Here is a 16,566-nt window from a genome sequence, read left to right as displayed (position 1 = left end):
GAAAAGACCATGAATATTGTGTACGTAAATAATTGTGATTTGGTTGGACGGCGATTTAACGGATATGATTTGCATTTGTCGCTGAGTCAGACGGGATATGACACACATCAATTGGTTTTAGAAAAAAGAAGCGAGGAACCATCAATATTAGCTTTGCCTGATAGGCATGGGGGCCATATCCGAGCAGTTTTAAAGAATTTTGAGTACCAATTGAGTATGGCAAATTTGCTTTCTCCGGTTGGCAAGCTATTGGCTGAACACCCTGTATTTCAGAATGCAGATATTGTACATTATCACTTAATTCATAATCAGATATTGTCTCTTTTGGATCTTCCTGCTTTAATATCTAGGAAGCCATCTATTTGGACGATTCATGATCCGTGGTTGGTAACCGGCCATTGTGTGCATCCATGTGATTGCAAGAGATGGCAGGATGGTTGCGATCCTTGTTGCAACCTGCGGGATGCTAATTTCCCATTGCAGCACGATAACGCCCATGCTATGTGGAAAATAAAAAAGGCCGTATATCGTGAGATGGATATTGACCTTGTAGTTGCTTCAAAGTTTATGGAAAATTATATTAGGAATAGTCCGTTGACAGCGCACTTCAAGCGAATACATAGAATTCCTTTTGGTATTGAGATTGATCGTTTTTCCCAATCAGAACGGAATGAAGTTCGAGATCGTTGGCGAATACCCTACGATAATTTTGTTATCGGCTTTCGAAATGAAGCGAATGAAATTAAAGGGACGCGCTATATTGAGGAAATGCTGGACAAGTTAACCTCCGATATTCCGATAACGGTACTTACCCTTGGAACAGGAAAATTGCCTATAGAGTATACCTCGAAGTATCAAGTTCTAGAGCTCGGCTGGACTAATGACTTTCCTACTCTAGTCGACTTCTATACTGCCTGTGATGTTTTTCTTATGCCTTCTCTGGCCGAGTCTTTTGGTCTGATGGCGATAGAAGCGATGGCCTCTGGTTGCCCGATCATTGTATTTGAAGATACGGTTTTATATGATATTACATTTGCGCCTGAATGTGGGATTGGGGTTCCTTACAAGGACAGCGATAAACTAAAATTGGCGGTAGAGCGCCTGATTCAGAGTCCTCCGGAACGCCAACGACGTGGAGAAATGGGTAAACGTATTGTTAAAGAACATTATCGATATAAAGATTATGTAAATCGTCATATTGAGCTGTATCGGGAAGTTATGGAGAGAAGGCAAAAACCGGAAAAAGCCTATCGCTATGCAAATCAAAGATTGCAAGAAACAGAGGTGCCGCAGAAGATGACTGAGCAATTATTGCAATTGGAGCAGCAGATAAAGGAACTTTCGGGTGGCAAGGCTGAAAATCTTTGTGTTTTCGGTGCGGGAGAATATGGAATCCAATTATATCAGGAGCTGCGAAGCAGAATGGTCACAGTCCATTGCTTTGCTGATAACAATCCAGATAAATGGGGTTATCTTTTCGATTCTGTTAACTGCATTTCTCCGCAGAACCTGTTAGAAAGAAAGGAAACCATATTAATTATTGTAGCTATACAAAATCCGCAATCTGTGGTAGAGCAATTGCGTTCAGCCGGCTTTCCGTTCATTACAACTAAACAGACACTTGATGAAATATTACTTGCGGTGCCTCCTATAAAATGGATTACAGGTCTAGAAGATATTGAAGGGATTGATTATTCTTCTAAAGAATCAGTGGTTTTAATTCAGAAGTTTAATCGGATCATTTTTGAAATCTGTAAATATTATGAGAGCAGGATGCCTGCAAAATAAGAGGAAATGGAGTATGTGAACTATATGACAATGCCGATGATTTCGATTATCATACCTGTATATAATGGTTCTAACTATTTAAGGGATGCTATTGACTCGGCTATAGCACAAACGTATTCCAACAAAGAGATTATTGTGGTCAATGACGGTTCAAAAGATTATGGGCACACTGAAGCTATTTGTTTGACATACGCCGACAAGATTCGGTATTTTCATAAAGAGAATAGCGGTGTTGCATCCGCTTTGAATCTTGGTATTGCCAATATGCGGGGGGAGTATTTTACTTGGCTGGCACACGATGATTTTTTTTATGAATATGCATTAGAAAAGCAATTGCTTGCTTTGCAGAATTGCGACGATAAAACTAGAATTGTTCATGGCAACTACGATTTATTAAATGTTTCGTCTGGCTCTGTTTCTTCTGTGCGCCAAGAGCATGCATACACGATAGACCAGTTGACGAATTCGGTATTTCCAATTGTAATAGGAACGCTGCATGCAAACGCTTTGTTAATACATAAGAGTCATTTTGACAGAGTTGGGTTATTTGATGAGAAATTGCCATTAACACAAGATTATGACTTAATGTTTCGAATGTTTAGAGGGCAGCAAACGATATTTCTGCCTGAAGTATTATTATGCTCTCGATTACATATGCAGTCCGGCAAAGTGACGAACAATAGATTTGCTCTATCATGTGCAGAGTTATACTATACCTTTTTCAAGAAGCTTTCTCAGCAAGAAATCCAGATGATGTTCCCTTCACTAAGAGCCTTTTACCATCGGGTCGCCTGTATAATGAAAAATCGAGCTGATATACCAGAAATTTCAGATGTAATGAAGTGTATGTCGGAGTTGCCTAAGGAAGAATATAATCAGAAGCAAGAATTCTTAATAAATCGGCTATGGGAATTTTCCGGTGGATGCAATAGAAAGATTTGTATCTTTGGAGCGGGTTTTCATGGCAAGATTCTCAAATATGAACTTGATGCCAGGACTATTCCTGCCGAGTGTTTTTGTGACAACAATCCTGACAAGCATAAAACTATGACTGCTGGTTTGTCTTGTGTCCCGCTTTCTGTGCTTGAAGCGGACAAACAGAATTGGCTTGTCATTATAGCGGTAGATGCTTATGCTGAAATCGAAGAGCAACTTGTAACGGCGGAATTTCCTTATGTTATAACAAAACAGTGCATTGATAATCTATTGCTTGCTTGTCCGCCGCAAATTTTAGGGATAGATGAATAATCCGGTCTAAAATGAGCCACAGTGTTTGACTGCCCCCCAAAATTTAGACAAAATCTGCGGAAGTCTGGTTGGAAATTATTATATCATAATGTCCAATGTATGGGGTTCAGTTTAAATAGCGGCTCTCGTGAACCGTAATATTCAGATAGATTTGGATTATGGAGTTTCTAAAATCAAATAAGAAGTATGAAAGGCACCAAAGATGAATAAAGAGCAAACAGAGAAATTTATTGAATTATTAAGTACAGAAATTACTCCCTCATGCCCGAGTGAGATATTCTATGATAAGGAGATCTTATTATATGGTGCGGGGCGTGTGGGCGGACTGGTTTATGATGCACTTACTGGGAACGGTCAGAGTGTGACAGCTTTTCTAGATATACGTGGATCACGGGAAATGCGTTATCGTTCTAAGCCGGTTTATAATTTGGATGATATTGCTTTGCCGCAGGATGTAATCGAAAATGCAATCGTGCTCTTAAGCTTTGATTCCTCGGAGGCCTATTTTAACGCAGTAGCCAATCAACTGCGTGCAGTGGGATTTCGTGATATATTGCATTATAAATATGCAGCAGTTTTTTTATATAATCCGCTGGCTATCCAAAAGGCGCAGCAAGATATTCTGGAATTTGCGGACTTGCTAGAAGATGAAGCTAGCATACAAGTGTTCTACCAGTTTATCAAAGCAAAGCTGATAAGTGATTTCTCTGCGTTCTGTATGCCTTGCGATGAACCGCAATACTTTGCCAAATCTATAAAATTTCGTAAAGGCTACCAGAGATTTGTTGACTGTGGAGCATATTCAGGGGATAGCATTTTGACAGGGTTGAGTCATGGGATTCCGATTCAATCCGTAGTGTGCTTTGAACCGGATGAGAAGAATTTCTCCTTACTACATCAGAATATGGAAAGCTGTAAGGATATCCAATCAGCTATATGCTTTCCTTGCGGAGTTGCGGATCGGACAGGCAAGTTCTTTTTCACGAATCAAGGGACAGCGGGTAGCCACATTTCTGAGTGTGGGGGAGAGATGATTCGGTGTGTATCACTATCTGAGGCGCTGGTAGGGTTTCATCCAACCTTTATCAAAATGGATATTGAGGGTGCAGAATACAGCGCTATACTGGGAGCGAAGAAAATTCTCGTGGAGGATAAGCCCGACTTAGCAATCGCGGTCTATCATAAAAATGATGACATTTGGCGAATTCCACTACTGATTCACTCAGTTATTCCTGAATATAAATTCTTTCTACGAAGTCATGGCCTTTATGGCGTGGATACAGTGCTATATGCAACAATATAACGGTTATAAATATTTAAAAAACGCACCCCGATACTGGCCCTTTATTCGAGGGAAGGTTTCCCATTCGGTCAATCTTCCCGTGGTGTTCTGGACCTGAAGAAATCTGACGAAATTGGATGAACCCGCCTTTTATTGAGTGGGTAGTTCTTCACCTCGGGTTCGGCAGTCTCTAGGTACGACTAACAAGCGGAAAAGAAGTATTTTGGTTTAAAGTTAAGAGACATTCTGTTCGATAATACTAATAACATCATAATTTGGCGTTTTAGTAGATGCTAATTATGAAATGAATTAGCTATAAAAGTGGTGATGGTATGATAATTTATCATAATATATCAGCTCAAAATACCTTTAACAAATTATCAATTAAGCAAAATGAAGTAAGTAAAGGCTTGAAAAAGGTTTCTTCTGGGTTACGAATCAATAATGCTAGTGATGATGCCGCTGGGCTTACTATATCAGAAAAAATGCGTGGGCAAATTCGTGGACTTAGCCAAGCGATCCGTAATGCCCAAGATGCGATTTCTTTGGTTCAAACTGCTGAGGGTGCGGCTGCTTCAATTCAGGATATGTTGCAAAGGAGCAGGGAGCTTTCTGTTCAAGCCGCTAACGGAACATTAACTAATGAAGACAGGGCCTACTTGCAGGATGAGATGGTTCAGATTTTAAGTAATATTGAAATGATTGCTAACGATACTGAATTTAATACCAAAAAATTGCTAAATCAAAGTGGTAGTGTAGTGTCTCAGTATACGGGCATCTCTCAGGCGGCCTTAGACGAACTTACTTCAAAGCTGCCTGGATGGCTCAATGATAGTATGGTGGCTATTTATACACGATTGGGGATTGACTATCCGGATAGCCCAATAAAACGACCAATGCGTGTAGAATATTACTATAACGATATAACTTCGACTGGAGCTTCGATGGGTACAGCGGACGGTGGAGCTACTCTAACGCTTCGAGTCAATACTGCGAAGGTCTTTGACGGCTCAGGTAATCTGAGGCCGGAAGGCATTTTAGATACTTTATTAGCTCACGAAATGGTCCATGCTTTTCAGTTTACAGAAATGCCCTTTAGTAGAGATGGAGTAGATACAGCTGAAGAAAATTGGTTTATCGAGGGCTTGGCAATGACCATTCAAGGGGGAAATCTGTTTGGCGTAACCGACCATCATGTTAGCATGGGATACCCTTTTGATGGGGATTATCGTTCGGCTTACGAAGCAGTTAAGGTGCTCCATGAGGTTACTGATGATGGGATCAATGCAATAATTGACCGGTTGGAAGCAGGAGATACGCTCGATCAGGCGTTATTAAACACTACGCAGAATTTTACAGGGACAGAATTAGATGGTGCGATAGGAGCTGCAGATTTGACAACTGCAACAGAATTTATAAATTGGTTTAATGCTAATTCGTCTAGTGCGGGGGTTCTAAATACCTATCTGATGGGAAGTGCTGATTTTACACAAGGGTCTGGCGTTATCACAATCGGTGGTGCAAAAGGTAGTAGTAGTGACTTAACTCTTGATCAGACAATCCCCAATGCTACGGGTGTGGCCACTTTGAATACGCATTTCACCTTGGATTTCGTTAACTCTGCAGGATCAGTAGGATTAGGGGAAATAGTTTTTCACGTTGGTGCAAATTCTGGACAGAATATACCTTTCCAAAGCTTTGATCTTAGGACGTCTGCATTAGAGCTAGTAGGAACAAATATTAAGACACAGAGTGGGGCTAATGCAGCAATAGGTACAATTAATAAAGCTTTAGGGTTGGTATCAAATGCCCGAAGCTATTTTGGAGCTGTTCAAAACAGATTAGAGCATACAATATTAAACTTGGCCAATGCCGAGGAAAATATAACTGCGAGTGAGTTACGTATTCGTGATGTAGACCTAGCAAAGGAAATGATGAATTTCCAAAAGAGCAGCATCCTTAGCCAAGCTGCCCAAGCAATGCTGGCTCAAGCGAACTTCCGGCCTCAAGAGATTTTGCAATTATTGAAATAAATAAATATATATAGCAGAAATCAATTGAAATCGTGTAAGGAGGCCCTTTAATGGATATAGCGGCTATGTCAATTGTAATGAATCAAGCTAAAGTCCAGCAACAAGCATCAATTTCTGTGATGAAGATGACCATAGATGTGGCGAGAGAACAAAGCAAGTCGTTGGCAATGATGCTTGAAGGAATGTCAGGCGTAAGCGACTTATCGGTTGTTACGCAATTAGGGAGTAATATTGATATATGGGTGTGATTTGGAGTCGTTAAGGGTCGCCAAACCTATAGGGAATAGTGGTTTTGTAGTTTTAACTTATATATTTCTGTATTTATCATTGACTACAATTATTGTTACACATAGTCTGCTTTGTTTGATCCCTATTTTAATGTCTCAAATGATGCTATTGGCTCCTATTCCAAAACTATCGAGTTTTCATAAAAGCTATCTAAACAGTAGCTTAAAAAACAAGGTAAACCAAATCTATATGATATCATGCTTAGCGATTAATCAAAAAACAATCATATCCAATTTCCTTTAAAATTTAAAACGCTAAAGTTTTTTGGAAATCATCCGATATTTATTATAGAAGAATAGTATGGATGTTAAAAGATTCATATGCGTAACATCTGAATTACTATAGTTGCTTGCAGACAAGGGGGAATTTTCAATGGCAATACGGAGTTATGGTCTGAGCGGTTCAGGCATTGATGTTGAACAATTAGTTAAGGATATGATGGCTGCACGGCGTACCCAATATGACAAAGTCTGGCAGAAGAAGACGCAGCTGGAGTGGAAAAAAGCGGATTACAATACGATGTATACCTCGCTACGTGATTTTCGCAATACAACCGCATTTAATTATAAATTGCAGAGTACCCTAATGCCTAAGATTGCTTCCTCAACAGCAGAAGGGATTGTTTCGGCAACGGCTAATGCAGAGGCGGCCAACGTGAGCCATACAATTAATGTGACTCAGCTTGCTGAGGGCGCTAGAATGACAAGTTCAATCTCGTTAGGAAGCCAATCGCTCAAAGATACTTTAAGGAATCAATTCGCGATGGATGGAGCTACCCCTGATACCTTTGATATTAAGCTAAGTAACGGGACCGAATCTCAAACAATTACTGTCGACACTACGAAGAGCATTAATGAATTTGTCAGTAATATCAACAATTCTGGTCTGGGAATTAAGGCGAACTATGATGCAAATTTAGATCGCTTTTTCATCTATTCTACGAAATCTGGTGCAGAAGCGAAGATTGATTTTACAGGTACCACAGATATAGACGGTCTTGATTTTCTGACATCGACCTTAAAACTTCAGACGTCTGTAGAAGGAAAAGATGCTATCTTTGACTTTGATGGCGTACTTGGGCTTAGCCAATCTAGTAACACTTTCACTATCTCCGGTGTGACATATAACCTTAAAGCAAAGGGCGTTGCGAATGTCGTCATTGCTGCAGATAATGAAAAGTCTTTATCAGTGGTGAAGGATTTTGTCAATTCCTATAATGACTTGCTCGCGAAACTCAATGGTGAATTGAATGAAGCGAAATATACTAAATTTATGCCTTTAACTAATGAGGAGAGAAGTGCCCTGAAGGAATCGGAGATAACCGAGTGGGATAAAAAGTCGAAAAGCGGAATGTTGCGTCGAGATACTATTCTTCAAGAGGCTGTATTCAAGTTGCGCAGTGATATTTCTTCGCCAATCAGTGGTCTCACAGGAAATTATGTGAGCCTAGCGTCGATCGGGATAACTACAGGGAATTATTCCGAGGGGGGCAAGCTTTATATCGATGAGATTAAGCTTAAGAAAGCCTTAGAGGAAGATCCGGATGTTATTAATAAACTATTTAGCACCAGTGGTGATACTAGTGATAAACAGGGTGTTTCAAATCGAATTTATGATACGATAAAGACGTCCATGGATAAAATCTTTACGGTAGCCGGTATTAGCAGTACTCTTGATGGTGATACAAAAAGCAGTCTAGCAATGCGGATTCGGGATTATAATGACAGTCTTGATCGAATGAATGATCGTTTAGCAAGCATTGAGGCGCGTTACTATAAACAATTCGATGCCATGGAATCTGCCCTAAGTAAGATATCCCAGCAAAATAGCTGGTTGCTTTCGCAGTTTACCGGTCAGTAAGTAGTACGATAGGCGATTCTATATCATTTTCATTTAGAAAAAGAAAGAAAAAGTAGAATGAATATTTAAGATGGAAGTGAAATGAATATGTTAAATTCCCAAATGGCTGCAGCCTATAAGAATCAACAGATTATGACAGCATCACCAGAGCAGCTGACTTTGCTTTTATATAATGGAGCTTTACGGTTTTTAGCTGAAAGCATCCTAGCCCTGGAAAAAGGCGAGATGGAGAAATCCCACAAAGCCAATCTGCGAGTGCAGGCCATCGTTCGTGAATTCATGGTGACCTTAGATATGAATTATGAACTCTCACAAAATTGGGCAGCACTCTATGAATATATCGAGAATTGCTTGATTGAGGGCAATATTAAGAAGGATGTTCAGCAACTGAATAACGCCAAAACTATCTTAGAGGAAATGCGCAATACTTGGCAAGAGGCTATGAAGCAAGCTCAACAAAGTAAGCTGGCAGTGAGATAACGGTCGCAATTGGGAGGGGGAGAGGATACAAGGCATGATCAATAAAACTGCGCCTGAATTATGGCAAGACTACCTTTTCCTCACCAAGGAAATGCTGAAATTCCTCGATCGCCAGGATATGGAGTTGTTCTATGAACTCATGAACCAGCGAGAGCGGTTGCAGGTCCTCATCGAAGACGCTTCAGACGATGGGTATATCTCTTCTCCCGCCGGTAAGAAGCTACAGGCACAGGTCCTAAGTGCGAATCAAGTCCTCATGAATCATTTTCAAGCGACCCATAGCAAGATGAAGCACCACCAACAAGTAGCGGAAGCCTACTCGGGAGGAAATCAACCTCCTATGGCTAGCAGAAACTGGGAACGCTAAAGGAGGAATTGCGATGATCACCATCGAACCGATTCAACCAAATAATCAGAAGACCATGATGCCTGTGGATGCTTATGCTGGTCAAAAACTGGAACGTTCCCATGATATCGCTCGACCGGTTGTGGAACGTAAAAATGAAATCCCTGATGCCCGGGAAGACATTCCCAGGGAAGAAGTGGAGAAGGCTTTAGATAAATTAAACCGCTTTATGAATCTAATCAATAAGGGAATGCGTTTCGATCTTCATGAAGAGAAGAATTCGGAAGAGATTCTCGTCCGGATTGTCGATCAGGATTCTGAAAAGGTCCTCAAGGAAGCTTCTCCAAAATGGGTCTTAGAACTCCTTCACAATCTTACAAATGAAGCCGGGTTATTCGTGGATCAACGAGTTTAGGATGCATTCGATAAGCAAGCTTTAGGAAAACACTCCAAGCTATTAGTGGGAGTGTTTTTTTAATGCTTATTTCTTCTTCGTAAGCGCCTAATAAGGTAGTGTATAGCCCCATCTCGGAAACTATGAGACAATCCTCGTAAATTGAAGTTTTTAGAGTTTTTCAAGTAGACTTGAAAAACTTCAAAGGAGGATTAAAGTGGATACTCAGAAAGTCACACAAAACTATCGATTGAAGAAATGGACTCGACTTATTAGTGAATGTCGCAGCAGTGGGCAAACAGTCTCCGCATGGTGTGCTGAACATAATATTCATCCAAGTAGTTACTTCTATTGGTTGAGACGAGTCCGCACTGCCGCCTGTGAGGCTCTTCCGGCACTTCAAAACGAAAACAATTCTATCGTACCCGTATCCTTTTCACTTCCCCAGGTCAGTTCTCCGGCGACAGATTCCTTGTCACCAGCGATCGTGGTTCGCTTAGATTCCGCAAGTCTAGAAATTCATAACACTGCCTCGTTGAACTTAATCGAGAATACTCTTAGAGCACTTCAACATGTTCGGTGACATCTCTAAGGCCGAGAAAATCTACCTCGCCTGCGGGTATACCGACATGCGTAAGTCCATAGACGGACTGGCAGCCCTAGTTCAGCAAAACTTTCAGCTCAACCCCTTTCAAAATAGTTTGTTTCTCTTTTGTGGCCGTCGGCATGATCGACTGAAGGCACTCTATTGGGAAGGGGATGGCTTTGTTCTTCTGTATAAGCGACTTGAAAAGAGCAAATTCCAATGGCCCAAGAATGCTGAAGCAGTTCGCGGGATTACCCGCCAGGAATTCCGCTGGCTTATGGAAGGGCTGTCTATTGATCAGCCTAAGGCCGTGAAAAAGTGGGATTCCACAGGCTGCTTTTCGGTATAAAGAAATGGCCCAAACCTGCATGGTTACTGGACTTTATGGCGTTTTCATGCTATACTAAATGCAGTGAGAAACGCAAAGGATTTAGGGCTGATGAGTGAAGTAAAATCGGTAAAAACTCTTGAAAACCGCATCACCGAACTAGAGAAGGAAAACAAACTTCTTCATGAAACCGTTCATCATCTGACCCGTAAACTCTTTGGTCGAAGCTCTGAGAAGACATCCGTCCTTTCTGTGGGACAGATGTCTCTTTTTGATGAAGCAGAAACGGAATCTAATCCTAAGGCTGTGGAACCGGACCTTAAGCAAGTCGAGGGGTACCAGAGAAAGAAATTCGACGGTCAGCGTAAGGAACTTTTGAAAGACCTTCCCCATGAAAAGCGGTTCTGTACTCTCTTAGAAGATGACCGGTCCTGCGAAGAGTGTCAGACGACACTGGTCTCTGTGGGAGAAGAGTTCGTGAGAACCGAAATTGAATTCATCCCTGCAAAAGTAAGAGTAATCGATATTTACCGCGAAACCTTCGAGTGCCGTAGCTGCCGTAAGAATAACTTGCCCTATATGGAGAAAGCACCTGTACCTTCTCCAGTCATTCAGCACTCCATGGCATCTCCCTCCACAGTAGCTTGGGTAATGCATCAGAAGTTTGTCAACGCGCTTCCTCTGTACCGTCAGGAAAAGGAGTGGAAGACGCTGGGCGTTGAATTAAGCCGTGCAACCATGGCCAATTGGATCATGGTCGCAGCCCGAGATTGGCTGACCCCGCTTTTGCAACGGATGCATCAGAAGCTCTTGGAGGAAAACTTCCTGCATGCTGACGAAACTCCGGTTCAAGTCCTCAACGAAGAGGGCCGAAAGAATACCACGGATTCTTACATGTGGGTTTACAGTACGAGCAAACACTGTAAGCATCCCATCCGGATCTTCGAGTACCAACCGGGTAGAAGTGGTAAATATCCTCAGAAATTCCTAAAAGGATTTAAAGGATACCTCCACTCGGATGCCTACTCAGGCTACCAAAAGGTGGAGGGAATCACGCGATGCCTGTGCTGGGCTCATGTTCGAAGGAATTTCGTTGAGGCCCTGCCAAAGGATATCCATAGCCCGGAAGCCACTTTGGCAAGCGATGGGGTTCGATTTTGTAATGAACTCTTTGAGATAGAGAAAACTCTTGAAGGGTGTTCAAGAGAAGAGCGACAATCCGAGCGTCTGAAGCAGGAACAACCTGTTTTGGAGGCCTTTTGGGTATGGGTGGATTACACTAAGAACAAGGTTCTCCCTAAATCTAAACTTGGGCAAGCTCTTAATTACGCCATAAACCATAAACAGGAATTGATGAATTATCTGTTGGATGGAAACTGCGCCATCTCGAACAACTTAGCCGAAAACAGCATCCGCCCCTTTACGATCGGACGAAAAAACTGGCTGTTTAGTGGAAGCCCGAAAGGAGCAACTGCTAGCGCTGCCGTTTACAGCATGATTGAAACGGCTAAGGCCAATGGCCTGAATCCCTATAAATATCTTTGCTTCATCTTTAAAGAGTTACCCGGGGTGCAGTTCGGTCAATACCCAGAATTTCTTGAAGATTATCTGCCGTGGAGTCCAGATGTACAGGCTGTCTGCAAATAGGGTAAAAACTTAGTTTATACTGGTTTTTACCCTTTTTCTATACACCGACTTGTTTGACGCTTACTCTTCTTCTATAACAAGGACGGCTAAGCTCAGAATCAAGAATAGATACCAAACAGGACAAAAGTCCTATAAAAATGGGACTTATAAATACAGAATTTGTCAGTTCGTTGTATTTACACGTGGAATGAGAAGATGTTAGTATTATTAAGTAAAAGTATCGAGAAGTAACCAGAAGCATCAAACTTATCTTAACAACTCTTTGCTTGGAGGAATTATAAAATAAACGGCGAATTACTCAAAGATATGATTACTCTATGGTTTTATTGATTACATAAATGATAGGTATTGAGTTTTTAAATATGCAAAAGCAAAAGTTAGGGGTGGAACTGGATATGAGCCAAGAGGACAATCAAAATATGGGTGTCGATTTGGGAGAGTTCCTAGAGTTTTATCTCCTTGATTCGCAGGAACAAGTCGAAAAGCTTGCGGCAGGATTGTTGCAACTAGAAAAGGAAGGCAATAATGTCGGTCTTATTAATGACTTATTTCGATCAGCACATAGTTTAAAAGGGGCCTCCGGGACCATGGGTTTTACCTCCATTGTTGCCTTGACGCACTCAGCCGAGGATTTACTCGATCGGTTGCGCCAAGGGAAAATGGAAGTTTCTCTTCCCATGGTCGATCTTTTGTTAGCGGTCACCGATCGTGTGAAGGAAATGTTAAATCAAGTCGAGCAGCGAGTGGAAATAAACGTTGATTATCAGGATCTGGTCGATGAAATGAATGCCCTGATGCGGGGCGAAGTTCCTGTACCGGCCAAGAGCATTGAAGTCCCTGTACATACTGAAACACCCTCTGAATATCCACCCATCGATTTCCAACTGATAGAGGAAGTCCGTGATCAAGTGCGGGATGCCCAGGGTTTAGGACATGGCATCTACCAAGCAGTCATAAAATTTGCTCCCAATACATTAATGAAGGCTGTGCGTGCAGTCATGGCGGTGCAACGCATGGAAAATGTGGGGAAGGTCGTAAAAATGATCCCCAGCGTCGAAGATCTTGAAGTGGGCAACGAAGATGAATTTGCCATGCTCATCCTCTCTGATGATTCGCCGGAGGACATTCGGGCAGAGCTCTTAACTGTTTCGGAATTAGCAGAAGTTGTCATCCACCCCTATTCCAGTACTGAAGCTGTGGCTCCATTCGTCGTGAATCAAGTGGCGGCTACAGCGCAAGCTGAAGTGTTAGAGGGCACAGAAGCACCTTCTGTTGTTGAACAACAGAAGCAAATTAATAAACCGGTACAATCTGCTCCGCTAAAGGCTGTGGCCTCATCTCCCGCTAAGCCGGTGACAGGGAATGTCAACAATGGTGTAAGTGAAGGAAATAATCAAGTCCATACGATTCGGGTCGATACCGTTCGCATGGACAACCTGATTAATTTGGTCGGAGAAATGGTAATTACCCGGACCCGTCTTGTTCAAATCGGTCAGGATTTAAAAGAACAATATCACATGGATGCCATGGTCAATAACTTGAATGAGACGACGGTATATTTAGGGCGTCTTATGAGTGATCTGCAAGAAAGCGCTATGCGTTTGCGCATGGTTCCAATTGGCACTGTATTCAGCCGCTTCCCACGCTTGGTTCGGGACCTAGCACGCAAAACCGAAAAAGAGATCGAGCTGGTGCTTAAGGGTGAAGATACGGAATTGGATAAGACGGTCGTCGAAGTGATTGGCGATCCCCTTATGCATCTCATTCGTAACTCTGTCGATCATGGTATTGAATCGCCCGAGGAACGCCGCGCTGCCGGTAAGTCCGAGTTGGGAACCATCACCCTTGATGCATATCATGAAGGAAACCATATTGCTATTCTCATCTCTGATGACGGCAAGGGTTTGGATCTCAATAGAATCTACGAAAAAGCACTGAGCCGTGGGTTGGTCGGGGAAAGAGAAGGCCTTTCTGAACGAGATATCGCCAATCTGATTTTCTTGCCGGGCTTTAGCACAGCGGACCAAGTAACGGATATCTCCGGACGGGGAGTCGGCATGGATGTTGTTAAGAAAGCCTTGAATAATCTGGGCGGCATGATTGACATCACCACGCGAGCCGGCGAAGGGACAACCTTTACCATACGCCTACCCTTGACCTTAGCCATTATCCAAGCCCTACTGGTCGAAGCAGACACAGAAATTTATGCTGTTCCCTTATCATCTGTACTGGAGACTCTGCTGGTCGAGCAAAAAGAAATCAAGAATGTGGGCGGCATACCTATGGTACAGCTTCGTGGCAATACATTGCCCTTGATTTCTCTGCGTGAAAAATTCGAACTTCCCCCGGCCGAAGTTGAACCGGAAGAAGTTTTTGTTGTCGTCGTTGGCTTAGGCGATAAGGCCTTGGGTCTGATCGTAGATGGATTACGCGGGCAACAGGAAGTAGTCATAAAATCCTTAGGTGAGTTCCTTAATAATCTCCCTGGAATTGCCGGAGCTACTATCCTTGGTGATGGTAAGGTGACGCTGATTCTCGATATCGGGAGCTTGATTCAAGATATACTTGTGACCAGAAGAGGTTAACTTGTTGGAGAAATATAGATATTCCATGCGGGATAATAAAAGGAGGGCATAAAAATGGCAGAAGAACAATTGGTTACATTCGGTCTCGGCACAGAGGAATTTGGGGTGGACATCATGCTTGTCCAAGAAATTATTCGTATCCCTCCCATTACTCGAGTCCCCAAAGCTCCGGACTATGTGGAAGGTGTCATTAATCTGCGGGGTAATGTTATTCCTGTCGTGAGTCTGCGGACACGTTTTGGTATGGAGCGTGTGGAAGAGAGTGATTTGAGCCGGATTATCGTGCTCCAAGTCCAGAATAAAGTCTTTGGTATTCGGGTGGATGCAGTCACGGAAGTGTTGCGTTTGGATACCGAATCTATTGAACCACCACCGCCAGTGGCCTTAGGTATGGATTCTCATTTTATCCGTGGTGTGGGCAAGATTGGAGAGCGTTTGCTCATTCTTCTCAATCTCGATAACATCATGGGTGGTGAGATAAACCATGAATCGGCCTAATTCTCCAATCACAGTTCTGATTGTGGATGACTCCCCCTTCATGCGTCTTACACTCCAGAAGATATTAAGCCAGGATCCGGAAATTAAGGTCCTGGATACTGCTCGAGATGGCCGAGAAGGTATTGAAAAGCTTCAAGCCCTCCGCCCTCAAGTGGTGACGATGGATATTGAGATGCCGGTCATCGATGGTCAACAAGCACTAGGGGAGATTATGCGTTGGCAACCGACGCCGGTTATTATACTGAGCGCTTTGACCACAGAAGGGGCACAAGCCAGCCTGAAAGCCTTAGAGGCGGGAGCCTTTGAAGTGGTGACCAAGCCTTCCGGTGGTCCCGGAGCCGATGTGCAGGCTTTGGCTCGGGATCTGATTGAAAAAGTAAAAGCAGCGGCTCAAATTGATCCTAACCGTTTAGCTAAAAAAAGGGTAAACCGTTCAATACCAAGTACTGGGTCACGACCGACCTGGTCTGCGGGAAACACACCCGACTCGACCCCTCGGCCCGGCACCAGTGCCTTAGGAAATTCTGTTACAGGGCAGTCTTCCTTAGGAAATGCCAACACTGTCTCGGGAACAACCAAGGGACGTTCCTTAGAACGGGGGGAAGCTCTTCCTAAGCATCCGATCGAGATTGTGGCGATTGGGACTTCTACCGGAGGACCCTCGGCCCTTCAAGCTGTATTAACACAACTTCCGGCTAATTTTCCCGTTCCTGTTCTGGTCGCTCAACATATGCCGCCCGGCTTTACGGCGCCTTTGGCTCAACGCCTCAATGGCATGTCACCTCTCAATATACGAGAAGGAGTACACGGTGAGGCTTTAAAGGCGGGAACTATCTATGTTGCCCCTGCGGGTAAACAAATGCAGGTTCAGCGCCAGGGCTCCCAGCTCCATCTACATATCGGTGATGAATCTCCTATAACGACCCTTTACCATCCTTCGGTAGATGTTATGTTTTTATCCTTGGCCAAGGAAGTGGGCAAGGGGAGCTTAGGGGTGGTGATGACCGGCATGGGTAACGATGGCCTTAAAGGGATGAGAGAGATCAAAGAACGAGAAGGCTTCGCCATTGCCGAGGCGGAAGAGACCTGCGTGGTTTATGGTATGCCGCGAGCGATTGTCGATGCGGGATTAGCCAATCGGGTTGTTCCCTTGGGAGAGATCGCTCGAACAATTGTTGAATGTGTGCAAAGGAGGTAACAACC

The 16,566-nt window shown here is 43.1% G+C and carries 15 protein-coding genes; all 15 read left to right on the top strand.

The genetic code is table 11. The annotated features are described in order from the left end of the window. Positions 1-9: 9 nt before the first annotated feature. The 15 genes from DESDI_RS13965 (at position 10) to DESDI_RS13895 (ending at position 16,561) form a co-directional block, all read left to right on the top strand. On the top strand, positions 10-1,788 hold the full coding sequence (locus tag DESDI_RS13965; protein WP_015263262.1) for a glycosyltransferase: 1,779 nt from the start codon (positions 10-12) through the stop codon (positions 1,786-1,788). A 24-nt stretch (positions 1,789-1,812) separates the two neighbouring features. Further along, positions 1,813-3,036 carry a glycosyltransferase gene (locus DESDI_RS17345; protein WP_015263261.1) on the top strand — a complete coding sequence of 408 codons (1,224 nt, stop codon included), beginning with the start codon at positions 1,813-1,815 and terminating at the stop codon, positions 3,034-3,036. Between the two features lie 202 nt (positions 3,037-3,238). Further along, positions 3,239-4,339 carry an FkbM family methyltransferase gene (locus DESDI_RS13955; protein WP_015263260.1) on the top strand — a complete coding sequence of 367 codons (1,101 nt, stop codon included), beginning with the start codon at positions 3,239-3,241 and terminating at the stop codon, positions 4,337-4,339. Positions 4,340-4,650: 311 nt separating this feature from the next. Beyond that, positions 4,651-6,351: a flagellinolysin gene (locus DESDI_RS18320; RefSeq protein WP_015263259.1), complete on the top strand. Its 1,701-nt coding sequence runs from the start codon at positions 4,651-4,653 to the stop codon at positions 6,349-6,351. A gap of 50 nt (positions 6,352-6,401) precedes the next feature. Next, entirely contained in the window at positions 6,402-6,599 is a 198-nt protein-coding gene (locus tag DESDI_RS13945; RefSeq protein WP_015263258.1) for a YjfB family protein, read from the top strand. A 412-nt stretch (positions 6,600-7,011) separates the two neighbouring features. Next, entirely contained in the window at positions 7,012-8,499 is a 1,488-nt protein-coding gene (gene fliD / locus DESDI_RS13940; RefSeq protein ID WP_015263257.1) for a flagellar filament capping protein FliD, read from the top strand. Positions 8,500-8,586: 87 nt separating this feature from the next. Then, on the top strand, positions 8,587-8,979 hold the full coding sequence (fliS, locus tag DESDI_RS13935) for a flagellar export chaperone FliS (RefSeq protein ID WP_041219507.1): 393 nt from the start codon (positions 8,587-8,589) through the stop codon (positions 8,977-8,979). A gap of 34 nt (positions 8,980-9,013) precedes the next feature. Beyond that, on the top strand, positions 9,014-9,346 hold the full coding sequence (locus DESDI_RS13930) for a hypothetical protein (protein WP_015263255.1): 333 nt from the start codon (positions 9,014-9,016) through the stop codon (positions 9,344-9,346). A gap of 13 nt (positions 9,347-9,359) precedes the next feature. Next, the gene (locus tag DESDI_RS13925; RefSeq protein WP_015263254.1) at positions 9,360-9,740 is read left to right on the top strand and encodes a flagellar protein FlaG; all 381 of its coding nucleotides are present in this window, start codon (positions 9,360-9,362) and stop codon (positions 9,738-9,740) included. A gap of 196 nt (positions 9,741-9,936) precedes the next feature. Then, entirely contained in the window at positions 9,937-10,302 is a 366-nt protein-coding gene (gene tnpA / locus DESDI_RS13920; protein ID WP_015261246.1) for an IS66 family insertion sequence element accessory protein TnpA, read from the top strand. After that, positions 10,292-10,654, top strand: coding sequence for an IS66 family insertion sequence element accessory protein TnpB (gene tnpB, locus DESDI_RS13915; protein WP_015261245.1), 363 nt, complete (start codon positions 10,292-10,294; stop codon positions 10,652-10,654). The genes tnpA and tnpB overlap by 11 nt, the downstream gene beginning before the upstream one ends. A gap of 90 nt (positions 10,655-10,744) precedes the next feature. Next, complete coding sequence (gene tnpC, locus DESDI_RS13910; RefSeq protein WP_015263253.1) at positions 10,745-12,280, top strand: IS66 family transposase; 1,536 nt, start codon at positions 10,745-10,747, stop codon at positions 12,278-12,280. Between the two features lie 395 nt (positions 12,281-12,675). Continuing rightward, positions 12,676-14,865, top strand: coding sequence for a chemotaxis protein CheA (locus tag DESDI_RS13905; protein ID WP_041219967.1), 2,190 nt, complete (start codon positions 12,676-12,678; stop codon positions 14,863-14,865). 54 nt (positions 14,866-14,919) lie between these two features. Continuing rightward, positions 14,920-15,363, top strand: coding sequence for a chemotaxis protein CheW (locus DESDI_RS13900; RefSeq protein WP_015263251.1), 444 nt, complete (start codon positions 14,920-14,922; stop codon positions 15,361-15,363). After that, positions 15,350-16,561 (top strand): protein-glutamate methylesterase/protein-glutamine glutaminase, encoded by a 1,212-nt coding sequence (locus DESDI_RS13895; protein ID WP_015263250.1) that lies wholly within the window; start codon positions 15,350-15,352, stop codon positions 16,559-16,561. Before DESDI_RS13900 ends, DESDI_RS13895 begins: the two co-directional genes overlap by 14 nt. Positions 16,562-16,566 lie beyond the last annotated feature (5 nt).

The organism is Desulfitobacterium dichloroeliminans LMG P-21439, assembly GCF_000243135.2.
GTDB classification, from domain to species: Bacteria; Bacillota; Desulfitobacteriia; order Desulfitobacteriales; family Desulfitobacteriaceae; genus Desulfitobacterium; species Desulfitobacterium dichloroeliminans.
This window is presented reverse-complemented; position numbering and strand designations above follow the sequence as displayed.